At 55.6% G+C, this 23,910-nt stretch carries 21 protein-coding genes and 1 pseudogene; 12 read left to right on the top strand and 10 right to left on the bottom strand.

Going from position 1 to position 23,910, the window contains the following annotated elements; all coding sequences use genetic code 11:
- The first annotated feature begins 138 nt into the window (after positions 1 to 138).
- From BVC71_RS06805 to BVC71_RS06795, 3 genes are all read left to right on the top strand, one after another.
- Entirely contained in the window at positions 139 to 2,256 is a 2,118-nt protein-coding gene (locus tag BVC71_RS06805; protein WP_086450901.1) for a YjbH domain-containing protein, read from the top strand.
- Entirely contained in the window at positions 2,253 to 2,876 is a 624-nt protein-coding gene (locus BVC71_RS06800) for a YjbF family lipoprotein (RefSeq protein ID WP_165767741.1), read from the top strand. The genes BVC71_RS06805 and BVC71_RS06800 overlap by 4 nt, the downstream gene beginning before the upstream one ends.
- A gap of 89 nt (positions 2,877 to 2,965) precedes the next feature.
- Positions 2,966 to 3,166, top strand: coding sequence for a hypothetical protein (locus tag BVC71_RS06795; RefSeq protein WP_086450899.1), 201 nt, complete (start codon positions 2,966 to 2,968; stop codon positions 3,164 to 3,166).
- Positions 3,167 to 3,225: 59 nt separating this feature from the next.
- Here the strand turns inward: BVC71_RS06795 and holA are convergent, their stop codons facing one another.
- The 5 genes from holA to BVC71_RS06770 form a co-directional block, all read right to left on the bottom strand.
- Positions 3,226 to 4,248, bottom strand: a complete 1,023-nt coding sequence (gene holA, locus BVC71_RS06790; protein ID WP_086450898.1) for a DNA polymerase III subunit delta — start codon at positions 4,246 to 4,248, stop codon at positions 3,226 to 3,228.
- Positions 4,249 to 4,252: 4 nt separating this feature from the next.
- Entirely contained in the window at positions 4,253 to 4,756 is a 504-nt protein-coding gene (gene lptE, locus BVC71_RS06785) for an LPS assembly lipoprotein LptE (RefSeq protein WP_086450897.1), read from the bottom strand.
- Entirely contained in the window at positions 4,743 to 7,289 is a 2,547-nt protein-coding gene (gene leuS / locus BVC71_RS06780) for a leucine--tRNA ligase (protein ID WP_086450896.1), read from the bottom strand. The genes lptE and leuS overlap by 14 nt, the downstream gene beginning before the upstream one ends.
- 75 nt (positions 7,290 to 7,364) lie before the next feature.
- Positions 7,365 to 7,802, bottom strand: coding sequence for a DUF3576 domain-containing protein (locus tag BVC71_RS06775; protein WP_086450895.1), 438 nt, complete (start codon positions 7,800 to 7,802; stop codon positions 7,365 to 7,367).
- A 143-nt stretch (positions 7,803 to 7,945) separates the two neighbouring features.
- A complete protein-coding gene (locus BVC71_RS06770; RefSeq protein ID WP_165767740.1) occupies positions 7,946 to 8,956 on the bottom strand; it encodes a porin in 1,011 nt (336 codons plus the stop codon).
- 234 nt (positions 8,957 to 9,190) lie between these two features.
- Here BVC71_RS06770 and BVC71_RS06765 point away from each other — a divergent pair, with 234 nt between their 5' ends.
- A complete protein-coding gene (locus BVC71_RS06765; protein WP_086451255.1) occupies positions 9,191 to 9,844 on the top strand; it encodes a YggS family pyridoxal phosphate-dependent enzyme in 654 nt (217 codons plus the stop codon).
- Here BVC71_RS06765 and BVC71_RS06760 read toward each other — a convergent pair whose 3' ends face one another.
- Both BVC71_RS06760 and ribA read right to left on the bottom strand, forming a co-directional pair.
- Complete coding sequence (locus tag BVC71_RS06760; protein WP_086450894.1) at positions 9,845 to 10,339, bottom strand: L,D-transpeptidase family protein; 495 nt, start codon at positions 10,337 to 10,339, stop codon at positions 9,845 to 9,847. It abuts the gene before it with no gap.
- Complete coding sequence (gene ribA, locus BVC71_RS06755; protein WP_086451254.1) at positions 10,339 to 11,412, bottom strand: GTP cyclohydrolase II; 1,074 nt, start codon at positions 11,410 to 11,412, stop codon at positions 10,339 to 10,341. The genes BVC71_RS06760 and ribA overlap by 1 nt, the downstream gene beginning before the upstream one ends.
- 162 nt (positions 11,413 to 11,574) lie before the next feature.
- On the opposite strand from ribA, the gene BVC71_RS06750 reads away from it, so the two are divergent.
- Positions 11,575 to 12,261 carry a response regulator transcription factor gene (locus BVC71_RS06750; protein WP_086450893.1) on the top strand — a complete coding sequence of 229 codons (687 nt, stop codon included), beginning with the start codon at positions 11,575 to 11,577 and terminating at the stop codon, positions 12,259 to 12,261.
- A gap of 123 nt (positions 12,262 to 12,384) precedes the next feature.
- Here the strand turns inward: BVC71_RS06750 and BVC71_RS06745 are convergent, their stop codons facing one another.
- Both BVC71_RS06745 and BVC71_RS06740 read right to left on the bottom strand, forming a co-directional pair.
- The gene (locus tag BVC71_RS06745; RefSeq protein WP_133064500.1) at positions 12,385 to 13,296 is read right to left on the bottom strand and encodes a hypothetical protein; all 912 of its coding nucleotides are present in this window, start codon (positions 13,294 to 13,296) and stop codon (positions 12,385 to 12,387) included.
- A gap of 105 nt (positions 13,297 to 13,401) precedes the next feature.
- Complete coding sequence (locus tag BVC71_RS06740) at positions 13,402 to 14,325, bottom strand: hypothetical protein (RefSeq protein ID WP_086450891.1); 924 nt, start codon at positions 14,323 to 14,325, stop codon at positions 13,402 to 13,404.
- A gap of 60 nt (positions 14,326 to 14,385) precedes the next feature.
- On the opposite strand from BVC71_RS06740, the gene BVC71_RS06735 reads away from it, so the two are divergent.
- The 4 genes from BVC71_RS06735 to BVC71_RS06720 all read left to right on the top strand — a co-directional run bounded on the left by BVC71_RS06735 (position 14,386) and on the right by BVC71_RS06720 (position 16,988).
- Positions 14,386 to 15,174, top strand: coding sequence for an exodeoxyribonuclease III (locus tag BVC71_RS06735; RefSeq protein WP_086450890.1), 789 nt, complete (start codon positions 14,386 to 14,388; stop codon positions 15,172 to 15,174).
- A 78-nt stretch (positions 15,175 to 15,252) separates the two neighbouring features.
- Positions 15,253 to 16,158 carry a thioredoxin family protein gene (locus BVC71_RS06730; RefSeq protein ID WP_086450889.1) on the top strand — a complete coding sequence of 302 codons (906 nt, stop codon included), beginning with the start codon at positions 15,253 to 15,255 and terminating at the stop codon, positions 16,156 to 16,158.
- 27 nt (positions 16,159 to 16,185) lie between these two features.
- Positions 16,186 to 16,812, top strand: coding sequence for an LON peptidase substrate-binding domain-containing protein (locus tag BVC71_RS06725; protein ID WP_086450888.1), 627 nt, complete (start codon positions 16,186 to 16,188; stop codon positions 16,810 to 16,812).
- On the top strand, positions 16,809 to 16,988 hold the full coding sequence (locus BVC71_RS06720) for a Trm112 family protein (protein WP_086450887.1): 180 nt from the start codon (positions 16,809 to 16,811) through the stop codon (positions 16,986 to 16,988). Before BVC71_RS06725 ends, BVC71_RS06720 begins: the two co-directional genes overlap by 4 nt.
- Before the next feature lies 1 nt (position 16,989).
- Here the strand turns inward: BVC71_RS06720 and BVC71_RS06715 are convergent.
- Positions 16,990 to 18,239, bottom strand: a pseudogene (locus BVC71_RS06715) (UbiH/UbiF/VisC/COQ6 family ubiquinone biosynthesis hydroxylase).
- 47 nt (positions 18,240 to 18,286) lie between these two features.
- On the opposite strand from BVC71_RS06715, the gene BVC71_RS06710 reads away from it, so the two are divergent.
- From BVC71_RS06710 to BVC71_RS06700, 3 genes are all read left to right on the top strand, one after another.
- A complete protein-coding gene (locus tag BVC71_RS06710) occupies positions 18,287 to 19,612 on the top strand; it encodes an amidase (protein WP_086450885.1) in 1,326 nt (441 codons plus the stop codon).
- Positions 19,613 to 19,733: 121 nt separating this feature from the next.
- Entirely contained in the window at positions 19,734 to 20,912 is a 1,179-nt protein-coding gene (locus tag BVC71_RS06705) for an aminotransferase class I/II-fold pyridoxal phosphate-dependent enzyme (RefSeq protein ID WP_086450884.1), read from the top strand.
- Positions 20,913 to 20,924: 12 nt separating this feature from the next.
- Positions 20,925 to 23,828 (top strand): DNA translocase FtsK, encoded by a 2,904-nt coding sequence (locus tag BVC71_RS06700; RefSeq protein ID WP_086450883.1) that lies wholly within the window; start codon positions 20,925 to 20,927, stop codon positions 23,826 to 23,828.
- Positions 23,829 to 23,910: the final 82 nt, after the last annotated feature.

The raw sequence follows: 23,910 nt of genomic DNA, 5'->3' as shown, positions 1-23,910 counted from the left end.
CGTTTCTCGTTGTCGCAGGATGCCAACCGTGAATTGCATCAATGCCACTTAAGGTTGTTTTTTGCTAGTCTTAGTTTGTGATCTTTTGCTTTTATGTTGAACGATTGATAAATCGGTCCCGATCGCAAAGGGGCAAATATGCGAAAAAGTTTCATCAAATCGGTGCGTGTACCGATTGCGCTGGCAGCACTTGGTTTTGCTGCGCCTGCTCATGCTGACGATGTCAGTTCAAGGTATTCGTTGTTCGGGAATATTGGCTTGATCGAAATGCCGACCGCGCAATCCGCAGCCGACGCGGATTTAGCGGTGAGTTATTCCGGTTTTTCTATGCAGCAGCGGACATCGATTGCGTTTCAAATCACGCCGCGTTTGTCGGGTACGTTCCGATACACTCGTTTTCCGAATTACACCGGCCCAAATACCGATGAGACCTACGATCGTAGTTTCGATTTCAGGTATCGCATCTTTGATGAAACACCATGGCGTCCATCGTTCGCAATTGGTTTGCGCGATTTTGCGGGCACGGGTTTGCTCACGTCAGAATATGTGGTCGCAACCAAATCAATCACTGACTCGGTTCAGGTAACTGCAGGATTAGGATGGGGGCGTCTGGGGTCTTATAACGGGTTTACCAACCCTCTAGGCGCATTGGACGAAGCGTTTGAGACCCGACCAAGAAGAAATGTAGGTTTAGGTGGGTTGCCATCGTCCAACCAGTATTTCCGAGGCGATGCAGCGTTTTTTGGTGGCGTCGAATGGCAAATCAATCCGCAATGGACGGCAGTGGCGGAATACTCTTCTGACGCCTACACAAGAGAAGTTGCGAACGGCAGCTTTGACCACAAGTCCCCGTTCAATTTTGGTGTAACCTATCAACCGAATGTAAATTATCAGATCAGCGCATATTCGCTTTACGGCGGCGAAATCGGTTTGGGATTTACCAGCGTCATAAATCCAACGCGCCCCCCAATCGCTGGTGGCGAAGATCGGGCACCTGTACCCGTTGCTGTGCGATCGGTTGATGCCGCGGCCGCAGCGACATGGGCACCTGATACGCAAACACAGGCCGCCGTTGGTGCAGGGTTGTCGCAAGTTCTGGACGCCGAAGGCATTAGCCTGAACGGTATTTCGGTAACCGGCGACACTGTCCGTCTGCGATACACGAACAATCGATATCGTAGCGAAGTGCAGGCGATGGGACGTATTGCGCGCATTTTGACGAATGCCATGCCGCCATCGGTAGAGTTTTTCGCATTAGAACCGATGCAGCGGGGCATCCCTTTATCGCAAGTCACCGTTGCGCGTTCAGATATCGAAACCTTGGAAAACCGCGTGGGCAGTGCGCAGGATATTTATACTCGGGCCAATTTTAATTATCCGGGCGATGATTTAATACCTGTACCGGCCAATGATCCGGCCTTTGTCTGGGGTATTGTGCCCTATGCCACGGTCGCGTTGTTCGATTCCAGTAACCCGGCCGCTTTTGACGTCGGTATCGAAGCCAGCCTGCGCTATCGTATACAGCCAAATATCATTGTGGCTGGGTCGATGAGCAAGTCGCTCTACGACGATGACATCATCGAAGATACCATTCGCAATTCCTCTTTGCCGCCTGTGCGCGGTAACGCGGCGCTTTATCGAACACAGGGCGACGGCGGCATCGATCAGTTGACGCTGGCGTGGTACGGGCGTCCGTCGGACACGCTGTATTCCCGACTGACCTTTGGTTACATCGAAGAAATGCACGCAGGTCTATCAACCGAAGTGTTGTGGAAACCTATCGACAGTCGATGGGCATTCGGTGCTGAACTAAATTACACCGCGCAACGTGATTTCGACATGCTATTCGGTGTACAAGACTATGATGTAATGTCTGGTCACTTGTCCGCCTATTGGCAAAGCCCCAGCGATTTCCACGTTCAAATCGATGCGGGTCGCTATCTGGCTGGTGATTGGGGGGCGACGCTGTCCGTTAATCGCGAATTTTCAAACGGTTGGCGCGTTGGAGCCTACGCGACAATTACGGATGTTCCTTTCGATGAATTTGGTGAAGGGTCTTTTGACAAAGGCATTTTGTTGACCATTCCGACCGACTGGGCCATCGGAAAACCCAGCCGCAACACTGTTGAGATGCGTTTGAATTCGCTGACCCGCGACGGTGGCGCGCGATTGAATGTGGATGGTCGGTTGTACGATTCAATCCGTAACGGGCACCTTGCCGATTACAACCAATCATGGGGACGTTTCTGGCGATGAAATTCCAATATTTTTTCTTGGCGTTTGCGTTGGTGGCCTGCGGACCCAAGGCTGAAAACACCGGCATTTCTCGCGCCGTTGAATTGGCTCTTTCTGGTCGCGCGGCACAGCCCGAACAGGTCGATCCAGAAACCTGGTTAAATGGTGCCGAAGGGGTACTGATGGCTATACCGACCACGGGTTGGGGCGGCCTATTGAAAAGTATCGGGCAAAATGGTGATCGCGTGACGTGGGCGGGTATGGATGAACGTTCGGTCACCACACAGTCGGGCATCGTGGTGGCCACACGCGGCATGGGATTTGATTTATACGCGGCGGATGTTGATGGTACAGTTGCGGCGCTTGCTGGTGGGCCGACCGAATATCAACGACGTTTCGAGTTGCTTGAAGGTGACGATGATATTGCCCGTGCCGAGTTGAACTGCACCTTTGAACGGGTCGGAGTTGAAACTGTCACTTTGGCGACGGGACAGTACACTGCGGAGCGTTTCAAAGAGGTTTGTTTGAATGACCTTATCGGCTTTGAGAACGCGTATTGGGTGCAAGAAGGTGGGAAAATGATCCAATCACAGCAATGGATTTCGCCAAATTTGACACACCTGACGACGCAATCGTATTGATTGCAAGTCTATGAAAGTAGTTCTTGATAAACGTGCGGATATTGGCTACGCCCGATCTCAGACATGTCTTCTATTTTTGGAGTAGTACTATGCGTAAAATCGTTCTTGCATCCGTAGTTGCAATCGCAGCAGCATCCGCAGCATCCGCTGGCGGCGTTGCACCAGTTGTAACCACCCCAGCAGCACCAACCGTAGTTGCACCAGCGCCAGCTGGTTCGAACGGTGGCCTGTGGCTGGCTCTGGGCGCACTGGCCGTAGTTGCAGCAGTTGCATCTTCGTCCGACTCCTAAGTTTTACTAACTTAGATCGAAATTCGCTAAAGGCGGGCCTAGGCCCGCCTTTAGTCATTTTAGCGCTTTGCCATCATGGCCAATCGAACCAGAGCACGTTCCATGAGCGCTTGCTGCGGCGCGCGCGATGTCGACCGCAACGTTAAGTCCGTGGCTAAAAGTTCTGACAATGCCCGTTCCAATTTGTCCCGTCCCCAAGCCGAGGCTTGGCGGACAATTGCATCGCGGCGCGGACCAAACACGGGTGGGCGTAGACGCCCCACGCCTGCCGCTGGGCCGCCTGGATCGCAGGCTGCGGCGTGCAACGTTCTGAAATGTCGGTTCGCCCCGATACATAGGGATGTCGGGTTGACGCCTTGTGCATAAAGGCGACGCAGTAGGGGCGCGATGCTTTGCGCCTGACCATTCGCAACGACCTTTAGCAGGTCATCCAATCCGGCCTCTGCGGATTGCGGACGGCATGCATCAACGTCTTCTACGGAAACCGGTGACGCATCGTTCAGTTTGTAAAGGCCCAGCTTTTCAATGGTTTGGCGAAAATCACCTGGGTCTAACATCCGCGACAGTCCAAGGATCGCATCCATCGCATCGCGGCTAACGTCTGAAACGCCTGATTTGGCCAAAGTTGCTTCGATTTCGTCACGACCAGGGGGATCGTCATAGATGCCCACGCAATATGTGGCTGGGTGGCCTTCGAACAATTTGCGTAATTTGGATTTTGCCGCCAATTGGCCTGCTGTGACGATAATTTGCGCATCACCATCGCGCCAATCCGATAGCGCGGCTTCAAATGTTGCGGTCAAACCATCGGTGGCGTCTTCGACAAATGCAACACGTGGACCTGGGAAAAACCCTTGGGCTTTGATCGCATCGTTAAGCAATGCGCCGTCTTTGCGTAATTCGCCACCTGACATACGGGTCAGGCGCATTTCTTCTTCGCCTTGGGGGCCGACAAGCGCGTCAATGACCTCTTTGCGGCGCAGTGCAACGCGCATGGCATCAGCGCCGAAAATTAACAGTCCTGCTTTGTGCGGGTCTGGTTTTCGAAAATAGGCTGCGGCGTCTCGAGCGTTTAACTTCATGGCGCTATTGGCCCGCTGTTCGGGTCAAAATCTGGGCGACGATTAAATCGGCAAGGCTGTACGAGAGGCGTTCGTATGCGTCTTGCTGCGCGGCGTTGATCGCAACAACGCTGCCCAAGCTGGAATAGCCTTCGAAACTTCTGACGGACCCGGTGGCAACAGTTTCACCCGCATTATTCACGAATGAATAGTCAGCGGTGCCAGTGACAGTCGTCCGCACAGTCGTGTCGTTCGACGCGATAGCAACAGGTTTTTCCGACGTCGCGATGCGGACGGTCAGTTGATTAGGGGCCTGAGCCTCAGGCGTGCCCAAACGTTCGACCAGTCGTTCGCGCAGGTGATAGCCTTCGGCGGTTTGATCGACGTTAAAGGAAACCGAACCCATAAGGTCGCTTGCCGATCCATGGGTTCCATAGATCGGCGCATATCCACAGCCCGCGATGCCAGCCAGACCCACAATAAACGCGATTTGGCGGGCAAAACGGGCAAAGGACTTAGATGACGACATTGATGATACGGCCTGGAACAACGATCAGTTTCTTCGGCTGGCCACCGTCCAGCGCTTTGACCACAGCTTCGTTCGCTAGGGCGAGTTTTTCAACCTCTTCCTTGGACATATCAGCCGGGACGCTGATTTCAGCGCGGCGTTTACCGTTGATCTGGATCGGCAGGGTAACTTCGTCTTCGACCAGCATGGATTCATCAACCACAGGCCATGCAGCGTTGATAATCAGGCCTTCGCCGCCCAGCAATGCCCAGATTTCTTCGGACAGGTGCGGGGTCATTGGCGACATTAGTTGTGCCAGAACGCGGGCTGCCTCTTTCTTGGCTTTACCGCCTGCTTTGGATTTTTGCAGGACGCTGGTGAAACCGTACAGTTTCGCGATCGCTGCGTTGAAACCAAAGCTGTCGACGCCGCCGGTGACGTCCTGAATGGCCTTGTGCATGGCTTTCAGCAGCGCTTTGTCTTCGCCGGTTTCGCTGTCGTCCATTTGCGCGATGTCAGCGCAGATGCGGTAGACGCGGGCCAGATGTTTTGCGGCCGCTTCGGCGCCCGATGCGGTCCATTCAACGTCACGTTCGGGCGGGCTGTCGGAGAGGACGAACCAACGGGCGGTGTCCGCGCCGAATGCCGAAATGATGTTCAGCGGGTCAACCACGTTGTTTTTCGATTTCGACATTTTGGCCGAAGGGATGATTTCCACCTCGGTCCCGTCTTTCAGGAACCCTTTGCCGTCGCGCAGTTCGACTTCCTCTGGGTAGTGATACACAGGGCGCCCGGTTTCTGGGTTCTTGGTCTGGTAAATCGCGTGGGTTACCATGCCTTGGGTGAACAGGGCGTTGAATGGTTCGCGGGCGCTGTCAGGCAGGTGGCCGGTGACGTTCATCGCACGGGCGAAGAAACGCGAATACAGCAGGTGCAAAATCGCGTGTTCGATGCCGCCGATGTATTGGTCGACGTTCATCCAGTAATCGGCATCCGCGCGATTGGTTGGCGTGTCGGCGCGAGGCGACGTAAAGCGGGCGTAATACCACGACGAATCCACAAAGGTGTCCATCGTGTCGGTTTCACGTTTCGCTGGCGCGCCACATTTCGGGCACGCACAATCACGCCATGTCGGGTGACGGTCTAGCGGGTTGCCTGGCACGTCAAAGGTCACGTCGTCAGGCAACTGCACAGGCAGGTTTTCTTTTTTTTCGGGCACCACGCCGCAGTCTTCGCAGTGGACGACAGGGATCGGGCAGCCCCAGTAGCGCTGACGGGACAGGCCCCAGTCGCGCAGGCGGAATTTGGTGACGCCTTTGCCCCAGCCTTCGGATTCGGCTTTGTCGATGGCGGCATCAACGCCTGCATCGCCGGTTTGCACTTCGTCGCCCGAAAAACCGCGAACGTACCGGACTTTTTCAGACTTCAGCGGAACGTAGGCTTCCGTCAGGTCAGTGGAGTCTGCGTCTGGCGCGGTGAACACAGCGTTGATCGGCAGGTCGTATTTCGTTGCGAAATCGAAATCGCGCTGATCGTGGGCAGGGCAGCCAAAAATCGCGCCTGTGCCGTAGTCCATCAGGATAAAGTTCGCGATCCAAACTGGCAGTTCCCACGATGGATCCAGCGGGTGTTTCACGCGAATGCCGGTATCCATGCCCAGCTTTTCAGCCTTTTCCAGCGCCTCGGCTGTGGTGCCGCCTTTGCGGCATTCGGCGATGAATTCGGCAGCGGCTGGGTTGTTCAGCTCCAGCTCTTTCGCGATTGGGTGATCGGGGGAAATACCAACAAAGGACGCGCCCATCAGCGTATCGGGGCGGGTGGTGTAGACGGTGATCGGATCGGCGCCGTCGCGTTCAAACCCGAATTCCAGACCGCGCGATTTACCGATCCAGTTCGACTGCATCAGTTTCACTTTGGCCGGCCAATCGTCCAGATTGTCGATGGATTCCAGCAGGTCGTCGGCCATGTCCGAGATTTTAAAGAACCATTGGGTCAATTCGCGGCGTTCGACATCCGCGCCCGAACGCCAACCTTTGCCGTCGATAACCTGTTCGTTCGCCAGAACGGTCATATCGACAGGGTCCCAGTTTACTACCGCGTTTTTACGGTACACCAGATCCGCATCCAGCATGTCGATGAACAGCGATTGCTGCTGGCCATAATATTCAGGATCGCAGGTCGCGAATTCGCGGCTCCAGTCGATGGACAGGCCCAGAGGTTTCATCTGGCCGCGCATGTCCGCGATGTTGTTATAGGTCCAGTCTTTGGGGTGGCCGCCCGATGCCATTGCCGCGTTTTCCGCAGGCATACCAAAGGCGTCCCAGCCCATTGGGTGTAGCACGTTGTGACCAGTCGACATTTTATAACGCGCAACCACATCGCCCATAGTGTAGTTCCGCACGTGCCCCATGTGGATACGGCCCGACGGATAGGGGAACATTTCCAGCACGTAGTATTTCGGTTTGCTTTCGTCACGGGTGGCGGTGAAGACACCAGCCTTTTCCCATTCGGATTGCCATTTCTGTTCGATGTCAGCAGCAGAGTATTGGGACATGTTTTGGACCTTTGGGACATGGAAACGCCGGGCGACTGGGCCCGGCGTGGTCATAATGCGTTTTTCGGGCGGATTCTATAGGCCGCGGTCTTGAATCCGCAGCTGTCGAGCGCGGCCAAGAATGGAATCTTCGATGGCAGTCAGGGTTGCCGCACTGACAGGGCCCGCTGAAGTGGATAGCGATACGTTTAGGGATCGTGCGTCCAGCGCCGGATCGGATACGTGGACGGTTCCGCGATAGGCGCGTCCGCCACCGGGGGGCGTGCCATAACCGAATACGATCACGCCAGTGAATGGATCAACGGATTCAATCGGCAGGAACGATAGAACATCCAAGGATGCGTTCCACAGGTAGCGGTTTACAGCAACAGATTCAGCGCCTGCTGCGCGAACGGGCTGCGTTACAGCATTCTCTGCTTGGCGGTTGCCGAACAGCGACCCAGAGCAGGCCGTCAGTGCGATCAAGGCGACACCTGCGATGGTGATGCGGGTGGTTTTGATAAAGGCGTTCAAGTCATTACCCTTTCGGTCAGTGCCCGAGGGCCTGTTTCCCGAAATGTGTAAACAACGCAGGCATCTGTCACAAGAGGCAACACCGCCAAAAGCAAAGAGCGGCCCAAAAGGACCGCTCTCGCTTAATCAGATCTTAGATCAGATTAGAAGTCGAACGACAGTTCAACGGTTGCGCCTTCTTGGTAGTCGCCTGCACCGTATTCGTCGTCGTCGTTGACTGCGTCGGTGTCAACATAGGAAACCAGCAGTTCTGCGCCGCCGCCCAGGTCGTAGGTACCTGCAACGTAGGTGGTGTCGCCAGCGTCAACCAGACCAGCAGCCAGCTCGATGCCGTTGCCCAGGTCGTATTCAGCTTCCAGACCGTAGTCTTCGGATTCGTCGGTGTATACGGTCAGAGCCAGAGCGCCTTCAGCGTATGCAACTTCGATGTCCCAGTTGTCTTCGCCAGCGTCTTCCATGACGTAGGAAGCGGTCGCGGTTACTGGGCCGAATGGGTATGCAACTTCTACGCCGATCGACGAGTCGTCAGCGGTGTTGTCCATTGCGTAGCCGAATGCAACGTCTGCACCAGCGAACGAGGTTGCTGCCGAAATACCGAAGATTTCGTTGAAGGTGTCTTCTTCTTGGTAAGCAACCGACAGGTCAACCGAACCCAGAGTGGTGGTTGCACCGATCGACAGATCGGTCAGTTCCGACATGTCTGCTGCGTCAACGATGTACGACACTGCTGCGTCTACGCCGCCGAATGCAACGGTTGCTTTCAGAACGGTTTCACCGTCTTGCTCAGCAAAGCCGTCGTCGTCCATGGAGCCTACGCCAGCCCATGCGTCAACTGCTGCGAATTCGGTGTCGCCGTATACCAGCGATGCAGTTTCCGAAGCGATGGTCAGGGTAACGCCGCCGAAGTCTGCGTCGCCTGCGTCCAGTTCGTCAACGTCTGCCGAAGCCGAAACAGTCAGACCGTTGTCCAGTTCTGCCGACAGAGCAACGTCCAGGTTGATCTCGCCGTAGAAACCGTACTCGTTGTCGTCGGTTGCCAGAGTCTGGTCGGTGTCGTTGTAGCCCAGAACAGCGGAGCCGGAGAAGGAAACTTCAGCAGCTGCTGCGCCAGCGAAAGCTACGATCGAAGCCGAAGCTAGTAGAATTTTTTTCATAGGATTACCCTCGTGTTTTGCATTCCCGAGAATGCCAGTGTGTCTAGCATTGATGGTGTATTTGCGCCCAAAGCCGCTGTCACTCAAGACAAATGGCGACAGGTTGGCGCCTCAATCAGAAAAATGATGCACGAAGGACACACCACATTTTCGCAGGCTTTGTGGATGACACAGGTGGCCGAGTGGCCTATTTCTGCGCAGAACCCCAATTTTCAAAGATGAATGGAGCAGATCATGGGCCTGTCCGAGATCAAAGCAAAGGTCGCTAAGGCGGAAAAAGAACATGGTCGCGCAGCGGGATCTGTAACTCTGATTGCGGTGTCCAAAGTGCAGCCAAATGAAAAAGTTGAAGCTGTATTGGACCAAGGACACCGAGTCTTTGGCGAAAACAAAGTCCAAGAGGCGCAAGGCAAATGGCCGATGTTCCGCGAAAAATACGATGGAATCGATTTGCATCTAATAGGTCCGCTGCAATCCAACAAAACCCGCGCAGCGATGGAATTGGCGGACAGCATCCACACGCTGGATCGATCAAAGCTGGCCCATGCTATGGCGCGTATCGCGCAGGAAATCGGAAAATGCCCTGATCTGTTTATTCAGGTGAACACAGGCGAAGAGGATCAAAAAGCGGGCGTGTTGCCGCGTGATGTTGATTCCTTTGTTGCGGAATGCCGTGCGCTGGATCTGCCCGTCAAAGGATTGATGTGCATCCCGCCCGTGGACGAAGAGGCATCGATGCATTTTGCTTTGCTGCGTAAATTTGCAGAACGGAACGGGCTAGACGGGCTTTCGATGGGGATGAGCGCGGATTTTGAAAAGGCGATTGCTTTTGGCGCGACTCATGTGCGCGTCGGGTCCGCCATTTTTGGCGAACGCGACTACGGCTGATTACAAAACGATCAGGTGCGTTTCGTATCTGATGCGCGCCGCGATCCAGCGTAGGTCTTTGGGGCGCAGTCCAATACATCCCGCCGTTGGATACCCCGGGCGCCGCATTTGGTGGATGAAAATGGCCGAGCCACGGTTTTTCACCGCATAGGGCCAATTCCAGTCCGTAATGATCACGATATTATATAGAGGGTCGGCGCGGCGCAGCGTTTCGTGGCTGTACGGATAAGGCGCGCGCACCATCATGTTGTAATCTTCGTGGGTCGGGTCGTCTGACCAAAGATCGTCTTTGGTAATCGGTAGTGCCCAATCGGCAGGGCGGGTCACGCGATCAGGGCGATAGAGCATCCCAACGATCCGATGCGTCCCGCGCGGGGTGGCACCATCGCCTTCGCGTTTGGCTGCAGTCACACCGCCGCGCCCGATGGTGCAGGGAAACCGGCGGCCCATGAACCGCAAATTACCCCGTGACACCACTATGTCAAACGCGCGCATTACAATAGATGTCCCGACTTTTTGGCTTTGGTCGCCAGATAGTGATGGTTGAACCTATTTTCACCGACCTTCAGAGCGACGCGTTCGGCGACGTCGATCCCGCTTTCTTGCATGCGGGCGACTTTGTTCGGGTTATTCGTCAGCAGACGCACAGATGCGAACCCAAGTTTGCGCAGGATTTCCGCGCCAATCCGAAAATCGCGTTCGTCGTCTTCGAAGCCTAAGCGGTGGTTTGCCTCGACCGTGTCAAAGCCCTGATCCTGCAGAGAATAGGCGCGCATTTTGTTAGTCAGGCCAATGCCGCGGCCTTCTTGGTTCAGATACAGCAGCACGCCCTGGCCTTCGGCGCCCATCTGGGCCAATGCACCGCGCAGCTGGGGGCCGCAGTCGCATTTCAGGCTACCCAGCACGTCGCCAGTAAAGCACGCTGAATGAAGACGCGCCAAAACGGGCTGAGACCGATCAGGTTTACCGATTTCAACGGCATAGTGTTCTTCGGCGCCGTCTTCGGGGCGGAAAATGTGGAGGCGGCCAGCTTCGGAGACCTCGATCGGCAACCGCGCGGCGACGATCGGGTGCTGGGGCGACATGGTTTGATCCAGCGCGGCGTCCGCAGGCACCATCGTCAGGTTATGCGTCAACGCAAAAGCCTGCGCATTATTCAACTGCACAACGATTGCGGCGGGCAGCAGCCGTGCCGCTTTGGTCAGGGCGATGGCGGCGCGGTGCAACGTTGCGTCACCGCCGCGTTCGGACCGCAGGGGGCCCTTCATCGGGGCGTTTAGGTCATCCGCCGGATCGGCAATCGCGCGAATCCAGTTCAAGTCCACATCATGCGGCAGCGCGATGCGGGCCAGATCCGAATCGTAGGGCGTAACGTGCAGGGTTTTGGCGCGGTGCGACGTGATCACCAGCGTGACGCCCGTCAGGTCATCCAGTTGGTTCAGGCGGTCCTGATCCAGTGTTTCAACGGCGAACATCATGGCGCCGCCATCCAAAACAACTGGTACACCCATGCGCAAATCGGCGCGGGCGCGGGCGATACGTTCGACGATATTGGGTCCAAATCCCATGGGGCTGCCTTTTGTTGTTGGCATCTAATTAGGGCCAATTGTCAGGAATTGAAACATTAGGCGCAATTTTGACACGTCCGCGTGATTTATTGACGGAAACCTTGCCGCCGTCCGTATCAGGTCACAGATGATCAAGTAGACGTGAAGGAGGCCGATATACAAATGGCACAGCTCAAACGAATACTACTGGTAGATGATGACGAAGACCTGCGCGAAGCGTTGGGTGAACAGCTAATCATGACCGAAGAGTTCGACGTGTTCGAAGCCGGAAACGGTCATGATGGCCTGATCCGCGTAAGGGAAGGCATCTATGATCTGGTCATTTTGGACGTAGGCCTGCCCGACACGGATGGCCGCGAATTGTGCAAAGTGATGCGCAAACAGGGCGTGAAATGTCCTATCTTGATGCTGACCGGGCATGACACTGACAGCGATACGATTTTGGGTCTGGATGCGGGCGCAAATGACTATGTGACCAAACCGTTCAAGTTCCCTGTCTTGCTGGCGCGTATCCGTGCGCAGCTGCGGACGCATGAACAATCTGAAGACGCAATTTTCCAAATTGGGCCATATACGTTCCAACCGGCACAGAAATTGCTAGTCACAGAGGACGAAAAGAAAGTACGGTTGACTGAGAAGGAAACCAATATCCTCAAATTCTTGTACCGATCGACGGATCACGTGGTACCGCGCGATGTCTTGTTACACGAAGTTTGGGGCTACAATGCCGGTGTGACGACCCACACGTTGGAAACTCACATCTACCGACTGCGCCAAAAGGTGGAACCAGATCCGTCCAATGCGCGTTTGTTGGTTACAGAAAGCGGCGGTTACCGATTGGTGGTCTGACCCTAGGGTTAAACAAACCAAACGCACTGTCGTTAAAATTGAAGAGCTCCCCTGGTGGCGGGGTCAAGTCACCATCCTCCCTGTTGGACTTGCCCCCGCGGACTTTTGCGGGGGCTTTTTTTGTTAAAGGCCTAGCGTGATATCGTTACACAAGGCATCCGCGATAAAAACCTGGTTTTCCATCATACGTTCGAATTCCCGCAGATACCTTGCGGCGCCGTCCAGTTGATCGGCGACGGGGGCGATCACCTCTTCAAATGTGAACGGGCTGTCGGCAAAAATACCGTTATAGGGCTCTTCGACAGGGTTGCCTTGGTCATGTGCTTCGCCGCGTAGGGCCATCGCTACGCGTACCGCTGTCGCTGGGCGCCCGTATAGCTGCCCCATCTGGTTGGCTGTCCAGCTATCTACGCCCAACATTTGCAGTGCCGTTTCTAATTGGGCTTTGCGATAGTTTAGAATTGCGATGTAATTGAACACGTCCAACGCATCGTCCAGAGGCGCATAGCCGCCGATACGTTCGATGAGCGACATTTGGGCGATTTCACAGCCCGCCATATCATTCACTGATACATCTAGCGCCAGAACCATTGCACGCAAGCGCAACGCATTAGGCAGGCTGAGCCGGGAAATACGCGTGTCGCCGTATGTCAGCTTGTTAAGAAACCGTTCTAGCGGCCGGATATATAGATCGTCATCCGTGTAACCCAAATCCGGGAACATGCTAACGGTGCTGATGGCATCTGTGCGTTTCCGTTCGGCCCTATAAATGCCGTTCGCATCAGGAGATAGGTGCAGTCCCTGCCAAATGCCAAAACACATGCGAGCTTGTTGGCAGGTCGAATAGTCGGGCAGATAAAAGGCGATAAATGTTGCATCTATTTCGCCACCCGATACCTGCAAATGAACATATCGGGGCGTTGCTTTGGTCGTGTCGAATATAGTGGTCGACACCAGAAAGCCGCCATCGGGTAATTGATATGCCGACACGGTCGAGGCCCACATCATCATCAAAGCAGTCAATAATCTACGCATCTTTGGCCTTTGTCACAGGCTCCACCCGCTCAACCGTCTACCAAAAAAATGACTCGCGTTCAGAGTGCAAACGGATGGTCCCCTACTGCTAAGGGTCCGTTCGCGTCATAGCCCCAATGTGATGTCAGCGCAGACCGCTTCGACGATGTCGGTATTTGATCGCTTTAGAGCAACGACATTTTGATAGTAGGCTATGCCGTCGGGCATAAAATCAGGCACAAGCGCGATAATATCGTCAGCTGTCAGACCGGATTGATCCAGCATGGCTGCTATAAATGGCGCTTCAATAACTGACTCTACCGCAGTGTCGAAATCCCCGATTTTTGCCGTTTCGGCTGTAATCATGCCCAAAACGGTCATGCGGGTGCGTATCGGGAGCTGTTTGGCGCGCGCTGCATCCAATTCTGCCTCGGTCATTAGCTCGTGTGGTGATAGCAGATAATGCAGGTCGGCCAGTTCGGCTTGGTAACGAAAATAGGCTAACGCGTTTTGCAGGCGACCCGTCATGCCTTCTTCCTCAATCTGTGACAACTGCCGAATGTCGCAACCGCCCAAGGCGCTGACCGATACATCTAGCGACATGATCAAACCGCGCAAACCCAATGCGGTGTCGCGTGACATTGGATGGATGCGATCATCGTCCAGTTCGGCCGTTTTCAGGAAATTCACCAGCGGCCCGATATACAACAGATCGTCCGCCATATCGCTGTTTAATAACGCGTTACTGGTGCTGATCATATCGCTGCGCGTGCGTGTCGCGATAATGCCGTCATCGGTCAGTTCCATATGTAAACCTGGCCAGATCGCAGTGCACAATTCGGTTGTGTGGCAGGTGTAAGAGTCTGGTGAAAAGAACGCCAAAAAAGTGGCATCTATTTCATTGCCATTCACGTCGATATGGACATAGCGCGGGGTGGCTGCGACGGGATCAAAAATGCCCGATGAGATAAGATAGCTACCATCCGGTAATGCGTTGGCGCTGGTTCCGACGACACAACATGTGGCGACTGCCAATGGAATTCGGGTCATAACAACTCTTTTGAAACAAAGTCTGAGTTGATAGGAGTATCGCAAATATCGGAGCTGATCATGACTTTTTCTCTTGCGACTTGGAATATTAACTCTGTGCGTCTGCGCGAGGCATTGGTGTCGCGCCTGCTGACCGAAGATACGCCCGATGTTCTATGTCTGCAGGAATGCAAAAGCCCCGTGGAAAAAATCCCGTTCGATGCGTTCAAGGCGCTGGGCTATGACTACATGGTTGCGCGTGGCCAAAAGGGATACAACGGCGTGGCGATCCTATCCAAAATCCCGATGGAAGAATCCGACAGTCAGGATTTCGCATCCCTGAACCACGCCCGCCACATCGCAGGACGTTTGGAAAATGGCGTTATCGTCCACAATTTCTATATCCCAGCGGGCGGCGATGAACCGAACCGCGAAAAGAACGAAAAGTTCGGTCAGAAGTTGGATTACCTAACCGAAATGCGGGACTATTTCCACGCGACCAAGCCTGAAAAAACGGTGATCGTAGGCGATTTCAACATTGCGCCCCGCGAAGACGACGTTTGGGATCACAAAAAACTGCTCAAGGTGGTCAGCCACACCCCGATCGAGGTCGAACATCTGGCGCAAGTACAAGAGTCGGCAAATTGGGTCGACATCACGCGTCAGGACATTTCTGATGGGCGTCTGTATTCGTGGTGGTCCTATCGCGCCAAAGATTGGGATGCCGCGGACAAAGGCCGCCGTTTGGATCACATCTGGTCCACGCCTGATATTTCCAACGCGGCCCATTCCAGCCGCATCCGCCGCGAGGTACGCGGTTGGGAACAGCCCAGCGACCATGCGCCGGTTTTCGCGACATTTGATCTGTAATTGAACCTGACGGGCGGCGGTTGTCATTGCCCGCTGCCCTCCTCATATATGAGGCAACATATTTAATCGGAGGGCGAGATGCTCGAACTAGGTGGACAGCCGCAAGCCGCAGCGGACGATCTGATCAAAGACACGACCGACCAGACCTTTATGCAAGACGTCGTCGAGATGTCCATAGAGGTGCCTGTGATCGTGGATTTCTGGGCACCTTGGTGTGGTCCATGTAAAACCCTGATGCCTCAGCTAGAGGCCGCAGTGCGCGACGCAGGCGGCAAGGTTAAAATGGTCAAGGTCAATGTTGACGAAAACCAGATGATCGCGGGCCAGCTGCGCGTTCAATCCGTGCCGACCGTTTACGCGTTCTGGCAGGGCCAGCCCGTTGACGGTTTTCAGGGCGCCGTATCGCCCAGCCAATTGTCCGAATTCGTAAACAAACTGTCCGCTATGGGCGGTGCAGAGGGCCTAGAGGCCGCGCTGGAAGAGGCTGAAAACATTCTGGCCGAAGGCGACGCAGAAAGCGCTGCGGCAATCTTTTCGGCTGTGATCGGCGAAGAACCTGAAAACGCCGCAGCCTTTGGCGGTTTGGCCCGCGCAACGCTGGCAATGGGCAAAGTTGACGAGGCAGAAGCCGTGCTGAATGGCGCACCCGCAAAAATTTCGAACGCCGCCCCGATTGAAGCTGCCTTTGCGCAAATTGCACTTGCGCGTCAGGCCGAAAAGGCAGGTCCCGTCGCCGAATTGCAGGCCAAAGTGGACGCAGACCCGTCCGACATGCAGGCGCGTTTGGATCTGGCCCAAGCCATGCACGCGGCAGGTGATGTCGAAGGCGCTGTTGATCAGTTGCTGACCATGTTCAAAATGGATCGCGAGTGGAATGACGGCGCGGCCAAAGCGCAGCTGTTCCAGATTTTCGACGCGCTAAAGCCGAATGATCCTGTTGTGCTGAATGGACGTCGCAAATTGTCGTCCATGATATTTGCCTAACATCTGGGGCGACCTACGTTGCGGATAATGAGGAACATTGCCGACTTACCGCAGACGATACCTGTCTTTCCTTTGCCCGGCGCACTGATGCTGCCTCGGGCAAAGTTGCCGCTCCACATCTTTGAACCGCGCTATCTTGCGATGATCGAAGACGTGATGAAAACACCCCATCGTTTGATCGGGATGGTTCAGCCAAATGGCACGCGTGGGTTGCATAAGATTGGTTGCGCTGGCCGTTTGACAGCGTTTTCGGAAACAGACGATGGTCGTTACATGATCACCCTAACTGGTGTGTCGCGTTTCCGACTGGGCGAAGAAATCGAAGGTTTCACGCCCTATCGCCGGTTTGACGTATCCTTTGACGGGTTTGATCGTGATTTGGGCGATGCAGAACACGATTCAGCTATGGATCGTCCTGAATTGCTAAAATTGCTTCGTCGATTTTTCGAAGATCGCGGCCTATCAACAGACTGGGACGGGCTGCGCGAAGCGGACGATGAGCTATTGATCAATTCGCTGTCGATGTTATGCCCGTTTGAGCCTGAAGACCGCCAAGCGTTGTTAGAAGCGCCGACCATATCTGAACGGCGCGAAACGCTGATTACATTGATGACTTATGCCCTGCATGGGGGCGGAGACGAGAACCTGCAATGACCGACATGTTGTTTGATCCCAAAATGGTAGAGGCGCTGGTGTGCCCGCAAACTCAGTCCCGCCTGACTTATGACGCCGAAAAACAAGAACTGATTTCCGAGGCCGCGAAACTGGCGTTCCCAATCCGCAATGGCATTCCTGTGATGCTGGTGGATGAGGCGCGCCAGATCGACTGATCTAGCGCATCAAGCTGGGTAGGTCGCCGGTTAGTCCGGCGGCTTCGCGGATGAAGTTGCGGCGCAGTTTCGGCATCGCATTCACAGCGCCCATGCCCAGATCGCGGATCGTGCGAAGCAGCGGGTTGTCGTTGGAAAACAGTCTGTTGAACGTATCGGTCGCCATCGCCAATGTGGCCGTATCGAACCGGCGCCACTGTTGGTAGTTTTTCAAAACCAATGCGCCGCCGATATCTTGGCCCCTGTGGCGGGCATCGCGTAGAACGTCGGCCAGTGCTGCGATATCGCGCAAACCTGCGTTCAAGCCCTGACCCGCGATTGGGTGCATCCCGTGCGCCGCATCGCCAATCAGAGCGATACGATCTGCGATAAACGAATTGGCCAGCGTCAGGCCCAGTGGATAGGTGAACCGTTTCCCTGCCAATTTGATCGGACCAAGGAAGCTGCCAAAGGCGGGCTTGAGTTCCTCGATAAATTCATCATCGGACATGGCCGCGCATCGGGCAGCGCGGGCGTCGGTTTCGCTCCAGACGATTGATGATTTGTTGCCTTTCAGCGGCAGGATCGCGAGCGGCCCGTGTGGCATGAAAAACTGATGTGCGACGCCGTTGTTGGGCAATTCATGTTCCACAGCGCAGACAATAGCCGTCTGTCCGTATCCCCAGCCTGTGCGTTTAATGCCAGCACGTTCGGCTGTGCCCGATTTACGGCCGTCCGCGCCGACCAACAACGAAGCGGTCAGCACTTTGCCAGAAGACAATGTGACAGACGCGGTGCTGTCGGTGGTTTCTTGGGCCACCACAGTGTCGGGGGCGTAAATAGTGATCCGCTCCGACGCCTGCATCGCGTTGATCAGCGCGGGACGCAAATGGCGGTCTTCGACCATGTAACCCATTGGGCCTTCTTCGATTTCAGCGTGGTCGAAATGCATCATCCATGGCGCGGGGCCTTGGCCTGCGTGGCCGTCGGTGACTTTGATTTCCAACATTGGCTGCGCGGTATCTGCCAGCGCGCCCCATAGGCCGATGTTGCGCAGCAGTCGCACGGATGACAGCGCCAGCGCATAGGATCGCCCGTCAAAATCGGGGTCGGTATGCACGTTAATCGGCACAGCGTCGATCACGCCAACGGTCAGGCCGATATGGGCCGCAGCAAGGGCAAGCGCGGGGCCGTTCAGGCCGCCGCCAACGATCAGGATATCGTGGTCATGGGTCATAGGGGAAATATGGTCGGATTGGCGGGATTGTCCATGCGACATCGGCGGTCTAGCCTATGGTTTCTGACGAAAGGAACGGATCATGCAAGATTGGCGATGGATGACAGCGGCCGAATTGGGGCGCGGCATTGAAAATGGTGCGATTGATCCTGTTGACCTGACGCGGGTCTATCTGGACGCGATTGCCAGCCATGAATTCTCGGATCGCATCTATGCCCGCGTCACCGCAGATCGCGCCATGGCCGAAGCCCAAGCCTCAAGTGCCCGCGCGAAAGCGGGCAAACGGTTGTCGCCTTTGGATGGCGTTCCGATCAGTTGGAAGGATCTATTTGATAGCGCAGGCACTCCGACCGAAGCTGGCACAGCCTATTTGGCGGGCCGCACGCCCGAACAGGATGCCGATGTTCTGGCGGCCGCAACTGCGGCGGGGCTGGTGTGTTTGGGCAAAACTCATATGACCGAAATCGCCTTTAGCGGGTTAGGCGTAAACCCCGTGACCCAAACGCCGCCGAACGTGCATGATCACAGTGCGGCGCCCGGTGGGTCATCGTCGGGGGCTGCGGCCTCGGTCGCGTTTGGATTGGCTGCGGCTGGGATCGGGTCGGATACGGGCGGGTCTGTGCGCGTGCCATCGGCGTGGAATAATCTGGTCGGGTTCAAAACGACCCATGGGCGGCTGTCACTGGGCGGTGTGGTGCCGCTATGCAAGACGTTCGATACGGTCGGCCCGCTGTGCCGTTCCGTTGAAGATGCCGCGCTGTTGACCGCCGCCATGGCAGGGCAGGGGGGGCAGGTTATGGAAAAAGATATCAAAAATCTGCGCTTTGCGGTTTTAGATACCATCGCGATGGAGGATGTCCGCCCAGAACAGCGCCGGGCGTTTGATGATGCTATTGAAAAATTGCAGGCGGCTGGAGCCTCGGTGGATCACATCGAATTCGATCCAATGCACTACGCGTTCGAACTGGCGGGGATGCTGTATACCGTCGATGCTTATGCCGAATGGCAGTACATCATCGAATCTGATCCCGACAAAATGTACCACCAGATCCTAAAACGCATCCGCCCTGGTGCGGATTTCAGCGCGGTCGATTATTTGCGCGGCTGGGACACGCTGTGGAATATCCGCGCCGCATATCAGGACGAAACGGCGGACTATGACGCCGTGATCATGCCGTCTTCGCCTATTGGAGCGCCAAATGTCGAACGGCTGCTGACGGACGACGATTATTTCGTCGCCGAAAACCTGCTGGCCCTGCGAAACACGCGGGTTGCGAACCTGATGGGCGGCTGTTCGATCACTTTGCCGACCGCCGTCCCTATGGCTGGCATTATGCTGAATGCGGGCGCGGATCAGGATGAAAACCTGTTGGAAATTGCGCTGGCGGTGGAACACGCGCTGGCTTAAATGCCACATGCAATTCACCTAAGACCATCAGTATAGGCCTGTTTTTCTGGACAGCCCGTGATTGTGCGGGTTATCAATGGGGAAAGCGGGACGCTAATGATCTCGCAACTTTGAGGCAGTAATGATCTATCCGGAGCGGTTCTCGAACCTTGCGGACTACGCATTCCCGCGTTTGCGGGCTCTACTCGACCACCATGAAGCGGGGGGCGAACCGATCGCGTTGACGATTGGCGAACCGCAACATCCATTCCCTGCGTGGGTTGGTGAAGAGATGGCCGCGAACATCGGCGGCTTTGCGAAATATCCGCCAAATGACGGCGAACCCGCGCTGCTAGAGGCGATTTCGGGCTGGATCAAACGTCGTTACGGCGTGGACTATGGCACCGATCAGATCATGGCGCTGAATGGCACCCGCGAAGGTCTGTATAACGCCGCAATGGCGCTGTGCCCCGAAACGAAAAACGGCAAGCGTCCTGTTATCCTGACGCCGAACCCGTTCTATCAGGTCTATATGATCGCAACGATTTCTGTGGGCGCTGAATCCGTGTTTGTGCCTGCGACGGCCGAAACAGGTTTCCTACCTGATTATCACAGCCTGCCTGCCGACGTTCTGGATCGCACCACGATTGCCTATATCTGTTCGCCATCCAATCCGCAGGGCGCGGTCGCGTCCCGCGACTATTGGCGCGACCTGATTGCTTTGGCCGAAAAGCATGATTTCCGCATTTTCGCGGATGAATGCTATTCCGAAATCTACCGGTCCAAGGCCCCAGCGGGCGCATTGGAAATGGCTGCGGAAATGGGCGCTGATCCTGAACGGGTCACGATTTTCCATTCGCTGTCAAAACGGTCCAACTTGCCGGGTCTGCGGTCTGGTTTTGTGGCGGGCGGCGTTGAAACGATCCGCCGTATCCGTCAACTGCGCGCCTATTCTGGGGCTCCGCTGCCGCTGCCGATCCAGCGCGTGTCGACCCGCGTGTGGAACGACGAAGACCACGTGATCGAAAACCGCAAACTCTATAACGAAAAATACGAAGTTGCGCGTGAAATTCTGGGCGATGTGCCCGGATTTGAAATTCCCGAAGGCGGGTTTTTCCTGTGGTTGCCTGTGCCAGACGGCGAAAAGGCGACCCTGAAACTGTGGCTGGAAACCGGTGTGCGTGTATTGCCCGGCGAATACCTCAGCCGCGATGTAAACAACGAAAACCCTGGCAAGGGGTACATTCGGGTGGCCATGGTCGCCCCGATTGAGCAGATGCGCAAAGGGCTCTCCCTTATTCGCGCATGCCTTTACGATTAAAGGGACGGTAGTATGGCCTCTTATTCGACACGACAACGCGATCCATTGTTTGACAGCACCACGCAGGCGGTGATTGAAAAACGCGGCAAGGAACTGTTGGGCCTTGGCCTGATTGCCTTGGGTTTGATTGTGGGAATGATGGTCTGGTCCTATTCCCCCGAAGACCCCAGTTGGATGTTCGCGACCGATGCGCCTGTGCACAATTGGCTGGGCCGTTTGGGCGCGTCGATTTCCGCGCCGCTAATGTTGGTCGTTGGTAAAGCGTCGTGGTGGTTTGCGTTGTTGCCGATCGTGTGGGGCGCGCGCCTGACGCTGCATTACGGGGCTGAACGCGCCTTTGGCCGTTTGATTTTCTTTCCAATCCCTGTCCTGATTTCGTCGGTCTATTTCGCGACGTTTTCGGCATCGCCTGAATGGTCGCATTCGTTTGGGTATGGCGGGATGCTGGGCGATACGCTGCTGTCGATGATCCTTGCGCCGCTGGTAAGCCAATCGTTGATCTGGGTAAAGGTGATGGCGCTGATCACTGGTGCTCTGACCCTGTGGCTGGGTGCATTCATTTTGGGCTTTACCCGACCAGAGGTGAAAACCGGCTGGCGTTTCTTTATCTACGGTCTGATTGTGACCTATGCCGCGATCCTGAAATTGCTGGGTCGCGGGGCTGATATGTCGGTACGTGTGGCCCAAGCTGGCTATGCCAATGTGCAGGCGCGCCGCGAAACTTCAGCCCCGTCGCGCGATGATTTCGATTATGTCCCTGACGAGGCTGAACGCGCACGTGTTGCGAACGTTGTGCGCAGCGCGCCCGTCACCGCCGAACCGTTCCCCGCGATGCCGCCGATGCCAGAAATGCATGCCCCCGCGCCAGAGGCGCCGCGCCGCGGCTTCATGCCAAAAATGTTCGCGCGCCAACCTGCGCCTGATCTGGAACCAGAATTGGTGATGAACGAACCGCCGATGACGGCAGGGGAACAATCGCCCGACGATGACCGTATCAAGGCGCGTATTTCCGACGTGATCCGCAATCGCAGCGCCGCGCCTGTTGTGGCCGCGCCAGTGCCGCCGATCACTCGGGAAAACGATCAGGTCCGAATTGAACCGACCCTGACCGCTGGCCGTGGCCCGCGTCCGTTGGTGGCGAATGAACCGCAAATGGTGGCGCCAACCCCTGCGCCAATGCCGCAATCGAACTGGGACGAAGACGCCGTTCTAGAAGGCGACGAAGACAATATTTTCGCCGATATTTCCGAAGCCGATGTTGCCCCGTTGCCGACCGCTGCGCCTGTTATCCCAACGCCAGAACCCCGCCGTGTTGTTCAGCACAATCTGAAACGCCCAGTGGTCCCGTCGAAACAGGCCCGCGCCGAAGCGCAGCCTTCGTTGAATTTCGATGACAATTCGCCCGAATTCCAATGCCCGCCGCTGAACCTGCTGATGGATCCGGCTGAGGTTGAACGACACGTTCTGTCCGATGAAGCGTTGGAAGAAAACGCGCGGATGCTGGAAACCGTTCTGGATGATTACGGGATCAAAGGCGAAATCGTATCGGTCCGTCCTGGCCCCGTTGTCACCATGTACGAATTGGAACCAGCCCCAGGTCTAAAAGCCAGCCGCGTGATCGGTCTGGCCGACGATATCGCGCGTTCGATGTCTGCGCTGTCTGCGCGTGTGTCGACCGTTCCAGGCCGCAGCGTGATCGGTATCGAATTGCCGAATGATAACCGCGAAATGGTGTCGTTCCGTGAAATCCTGTCCAGCCGCGATTACGGCGATGGCAATCACCGCCTGCCGCTGGCCTTGGGCAAAGATATCGGTGGCGAACCGATTGTCGCCAACCTTGCCAAGATGCCTCACCTATTGATCGCAGGTACTACGGGTTCGGGTAAATCGGTGGCGATTAACACGATGATCCTGTCGCTGCTGTATAAACTGACGCCCGACGAATGCCGCCTGATCATGATCGACCCCAAAATGCTGGAACTGTCGGTCTATGACGGCATCCCGCATCTATTGTCGCCCGTTGTGACCGACCCGAAAAAGGCGGTTGTCGCCCTGAAATGGGTCGTTGGCGAAATGGAAGAGCGGTATCGCAAGATGTCCAAAATGGGCGTCCGCAACATCGAAGGCTACAACGGCCGCGTTCGCGACGCGCTGGCACGCGGTGAAATGTTCGAACGCACGGTTCAGACTGGGTTCGACGAAGATAACGGCGATCCGATTTTTGAAACGGAAGAGATCAAACCAGAAACCATGCCGTTCATCGTCGTGATCGTCGACGAAATGGCCGACCTGATGATGGTCGCCGGCAAAGAGATCGAAGCCTGCATTCAACGTCTGGCTCAGATGGCGCGTGCGTCGGGTATCCACCTGATCATGGCGACTCAGCGTCCGTCGGTGGACGTGATCACCGGTACGATCAAGGCGAACTTCCCAACCCGTATTTCGTTCCAAGTGACGTCGAAAATCGACAGCCGCACGATTCTGGGCGAACAGGGCGCTGAACAGCTGCTGGGCATGGGTGACATGCTGTATATGGCTGGCGGTGGCCGCATCACCCGTATCCACGGACCATTCGTGTCGGACGAAGAAGTCGAAGAAATCGTGACCTACCTTAAGGCTTATGGCCCGCCTGAATATGTCGGAGGCGTCGTAGAAGGCCCAGCCGAAGACAAAGAGGCGAACATCGACGCGGTTCTGGGTCTGGGCGGCAATACTAACGGCGAGGACGCGCTGTATGATCAGGCCGTTGCCATTGTGATCAAGGATCGCAAATGTTCGACGTCCTATATCCAGCGCAAATTGTCGATTGGCTATAACAAAGCCGCCCGACTGGTCGAACAGATGGAGGACGAAGGCGTCGTGTCGTCGGCCAACCATGTGGGCAAACGCGAAATTCTGGTGCCAGAACAGCACTAATTATTTCAGGCGCGGCGGAACAATCGCCGCGCCTTTTTCATTACATATCAGTGGCGTGTTATCGCTTATCAATTGGAAATTC

Origin of the sequence: Marivivens niveibacter (genome assembly GCF_002150005.2) — a bacterium.
GTDB classification, from domain to species: Bacteria; Pseudomonadota; Alphaproteobacteria; order Rhodobacterales; family Rhodobacteraceae; genus Marivivens; species Marivivens niveibacter.
The sequence above is the reverse complement of the archived record's forward strand: the minus strand, read 5'-3'. Positions and strand labels throughout refer to the sequence as shown.

Bases quoted from the DNA above. Each gene is read 5' to 3' on its own strand.
- BVC71_RS06760 (WP_086450894.1), bottom strand. From the start codon at position 10,339: ATGCGCGCGTTTGACATAGTGGTGTCACGGGGTAATTTGCGGTTCATG.
- BVC71_RS06735 (WP_086450890.1), top strand. From the start codon at position 14,386: ATGACTTTTTCTCTTGCGACTTGGAATATTAACTCTGTGCGTCTGCGC.
- holA (WP_086450898.1), bottom strand. From the start codon at position 4,248: ATGAAGTTAAACGCTCGAGACGCCGCAGCCTATTTTCGAAAACCAGAC.
- BVC71_RS06725 (WP_086450888.1), top strand. From the start codon at position 16,186: ATGAGGAACATTGCCGACTTACCGCAGACGATACCTGTCTTTCCTTTG.
- lptE (WP_086450897.1), bottom strand. From the start codon at position 4,756: ATGTCGTCATCTAAGTCCTTTGCCCGTTTTGCCCGCCAAATCGCGTTT.
- BVC71_RS06710 (WP_086450885.1), top strand. From the start codon at position 18,287: ATGCAAGATTGGCGATGGATGACAGCGGCCGAATTGGGGCGCGGCATT.
- BVC71_RS06705 (WP_086450884.1), top strand. From the start codon at position 19,734: ATGATCTATCCGGAGCGGTTCTCGAACCTTGCGGACTACGCATTCCCG.
- BVC71_RS06730 (WP_086450889.1), top strand. From the start codon at position 15,253: ATGCTCGAACTAGGTGGACAGCCGCAAGCCGCAGCGGACGATCTGATC.
- BVC71_RS06745 (WP_133064500.1), bottom strand. From the start codon at position 13,296: ATGCGTAGATTATTGACTGCTTTGATGATGATGTGGGCCTCGACCGTG.
- BVC71_RS06770 (WP_165767740.1), bottom strand. From the start codon at position 8,956: ATGAAAAAAATTCTACTAGCTTCGGCTTCGATCGTAGCTTTCGCTGGC.
- ribA (WP_086451254.1), bottom strand. From the start codon at position 11,412: ATGGGATTTGGACCCAATATCGTCGAACGTATCGCCCGCGCCCGCGCC.
- BVC71_RS06800 (WP_165767741.1), top strand. From the start codon at position 2,253: ATGAAATTCCAATATTTTTTCTTGGCGTTTGCGTTGGTGGCCTGCGGA.
- BVC71_RS06805 (WP_086450901.1), top strand. From the start codon at position 139: ATGCGAAAAAGTTTCATCAAATCGGTGCGTGTACCGATTGCGCTGGCA.
- BVC71_RS06740 (WP_086450891.1), bottom strand. From the start codon at position 14,325: ATGACCCGAATTCCATTGGCAGTCGCCACATGTTGTGTCGTCGGAACC.
- leuS (WP_086450896.1), bottom strand. From the start codon at position 7,289: ATGTCCCAATACTCTGCTGCTGACATCGAACAGAAATGGCAATCCGAA.
- BVC71_RS06700 (WP_086450883.1), top strand. From the start codon at position 20,925: ATGGCCTCTTATTCGACACGACAACGCGATCCATTGTTTGACAGCACC.
- BVC71_RS06720 (WP_086450887.1), top strand. From the start codon at position 16,809: ATGACCGACATGTTGTTTGATCCCAAAATGGTAGAGGCGCTGGTGTGC.
- BVC71_RS06765 (WP_086451255.1), top strand. From the start codon at position 9,191: ATGGGCCTGTCCGAGATCAAAGCAAAGGTCGCTAAGGCGGAAAAAGAA.
- BVC71_RS06795 (WP_086450899.1), top strand. From the start codon at position 2,966: ATGCGTAAAATCGTTCTTGCATCCGTAGTTGCAATCGCAGCAGCATCC.
- BVC71_RS06750 (WP_086450893.1), top strand. From the start codon at position 11,575: ATGGCACAGCTCAAACGAATACTACTGGTAGATGATGACGAAGACCTG.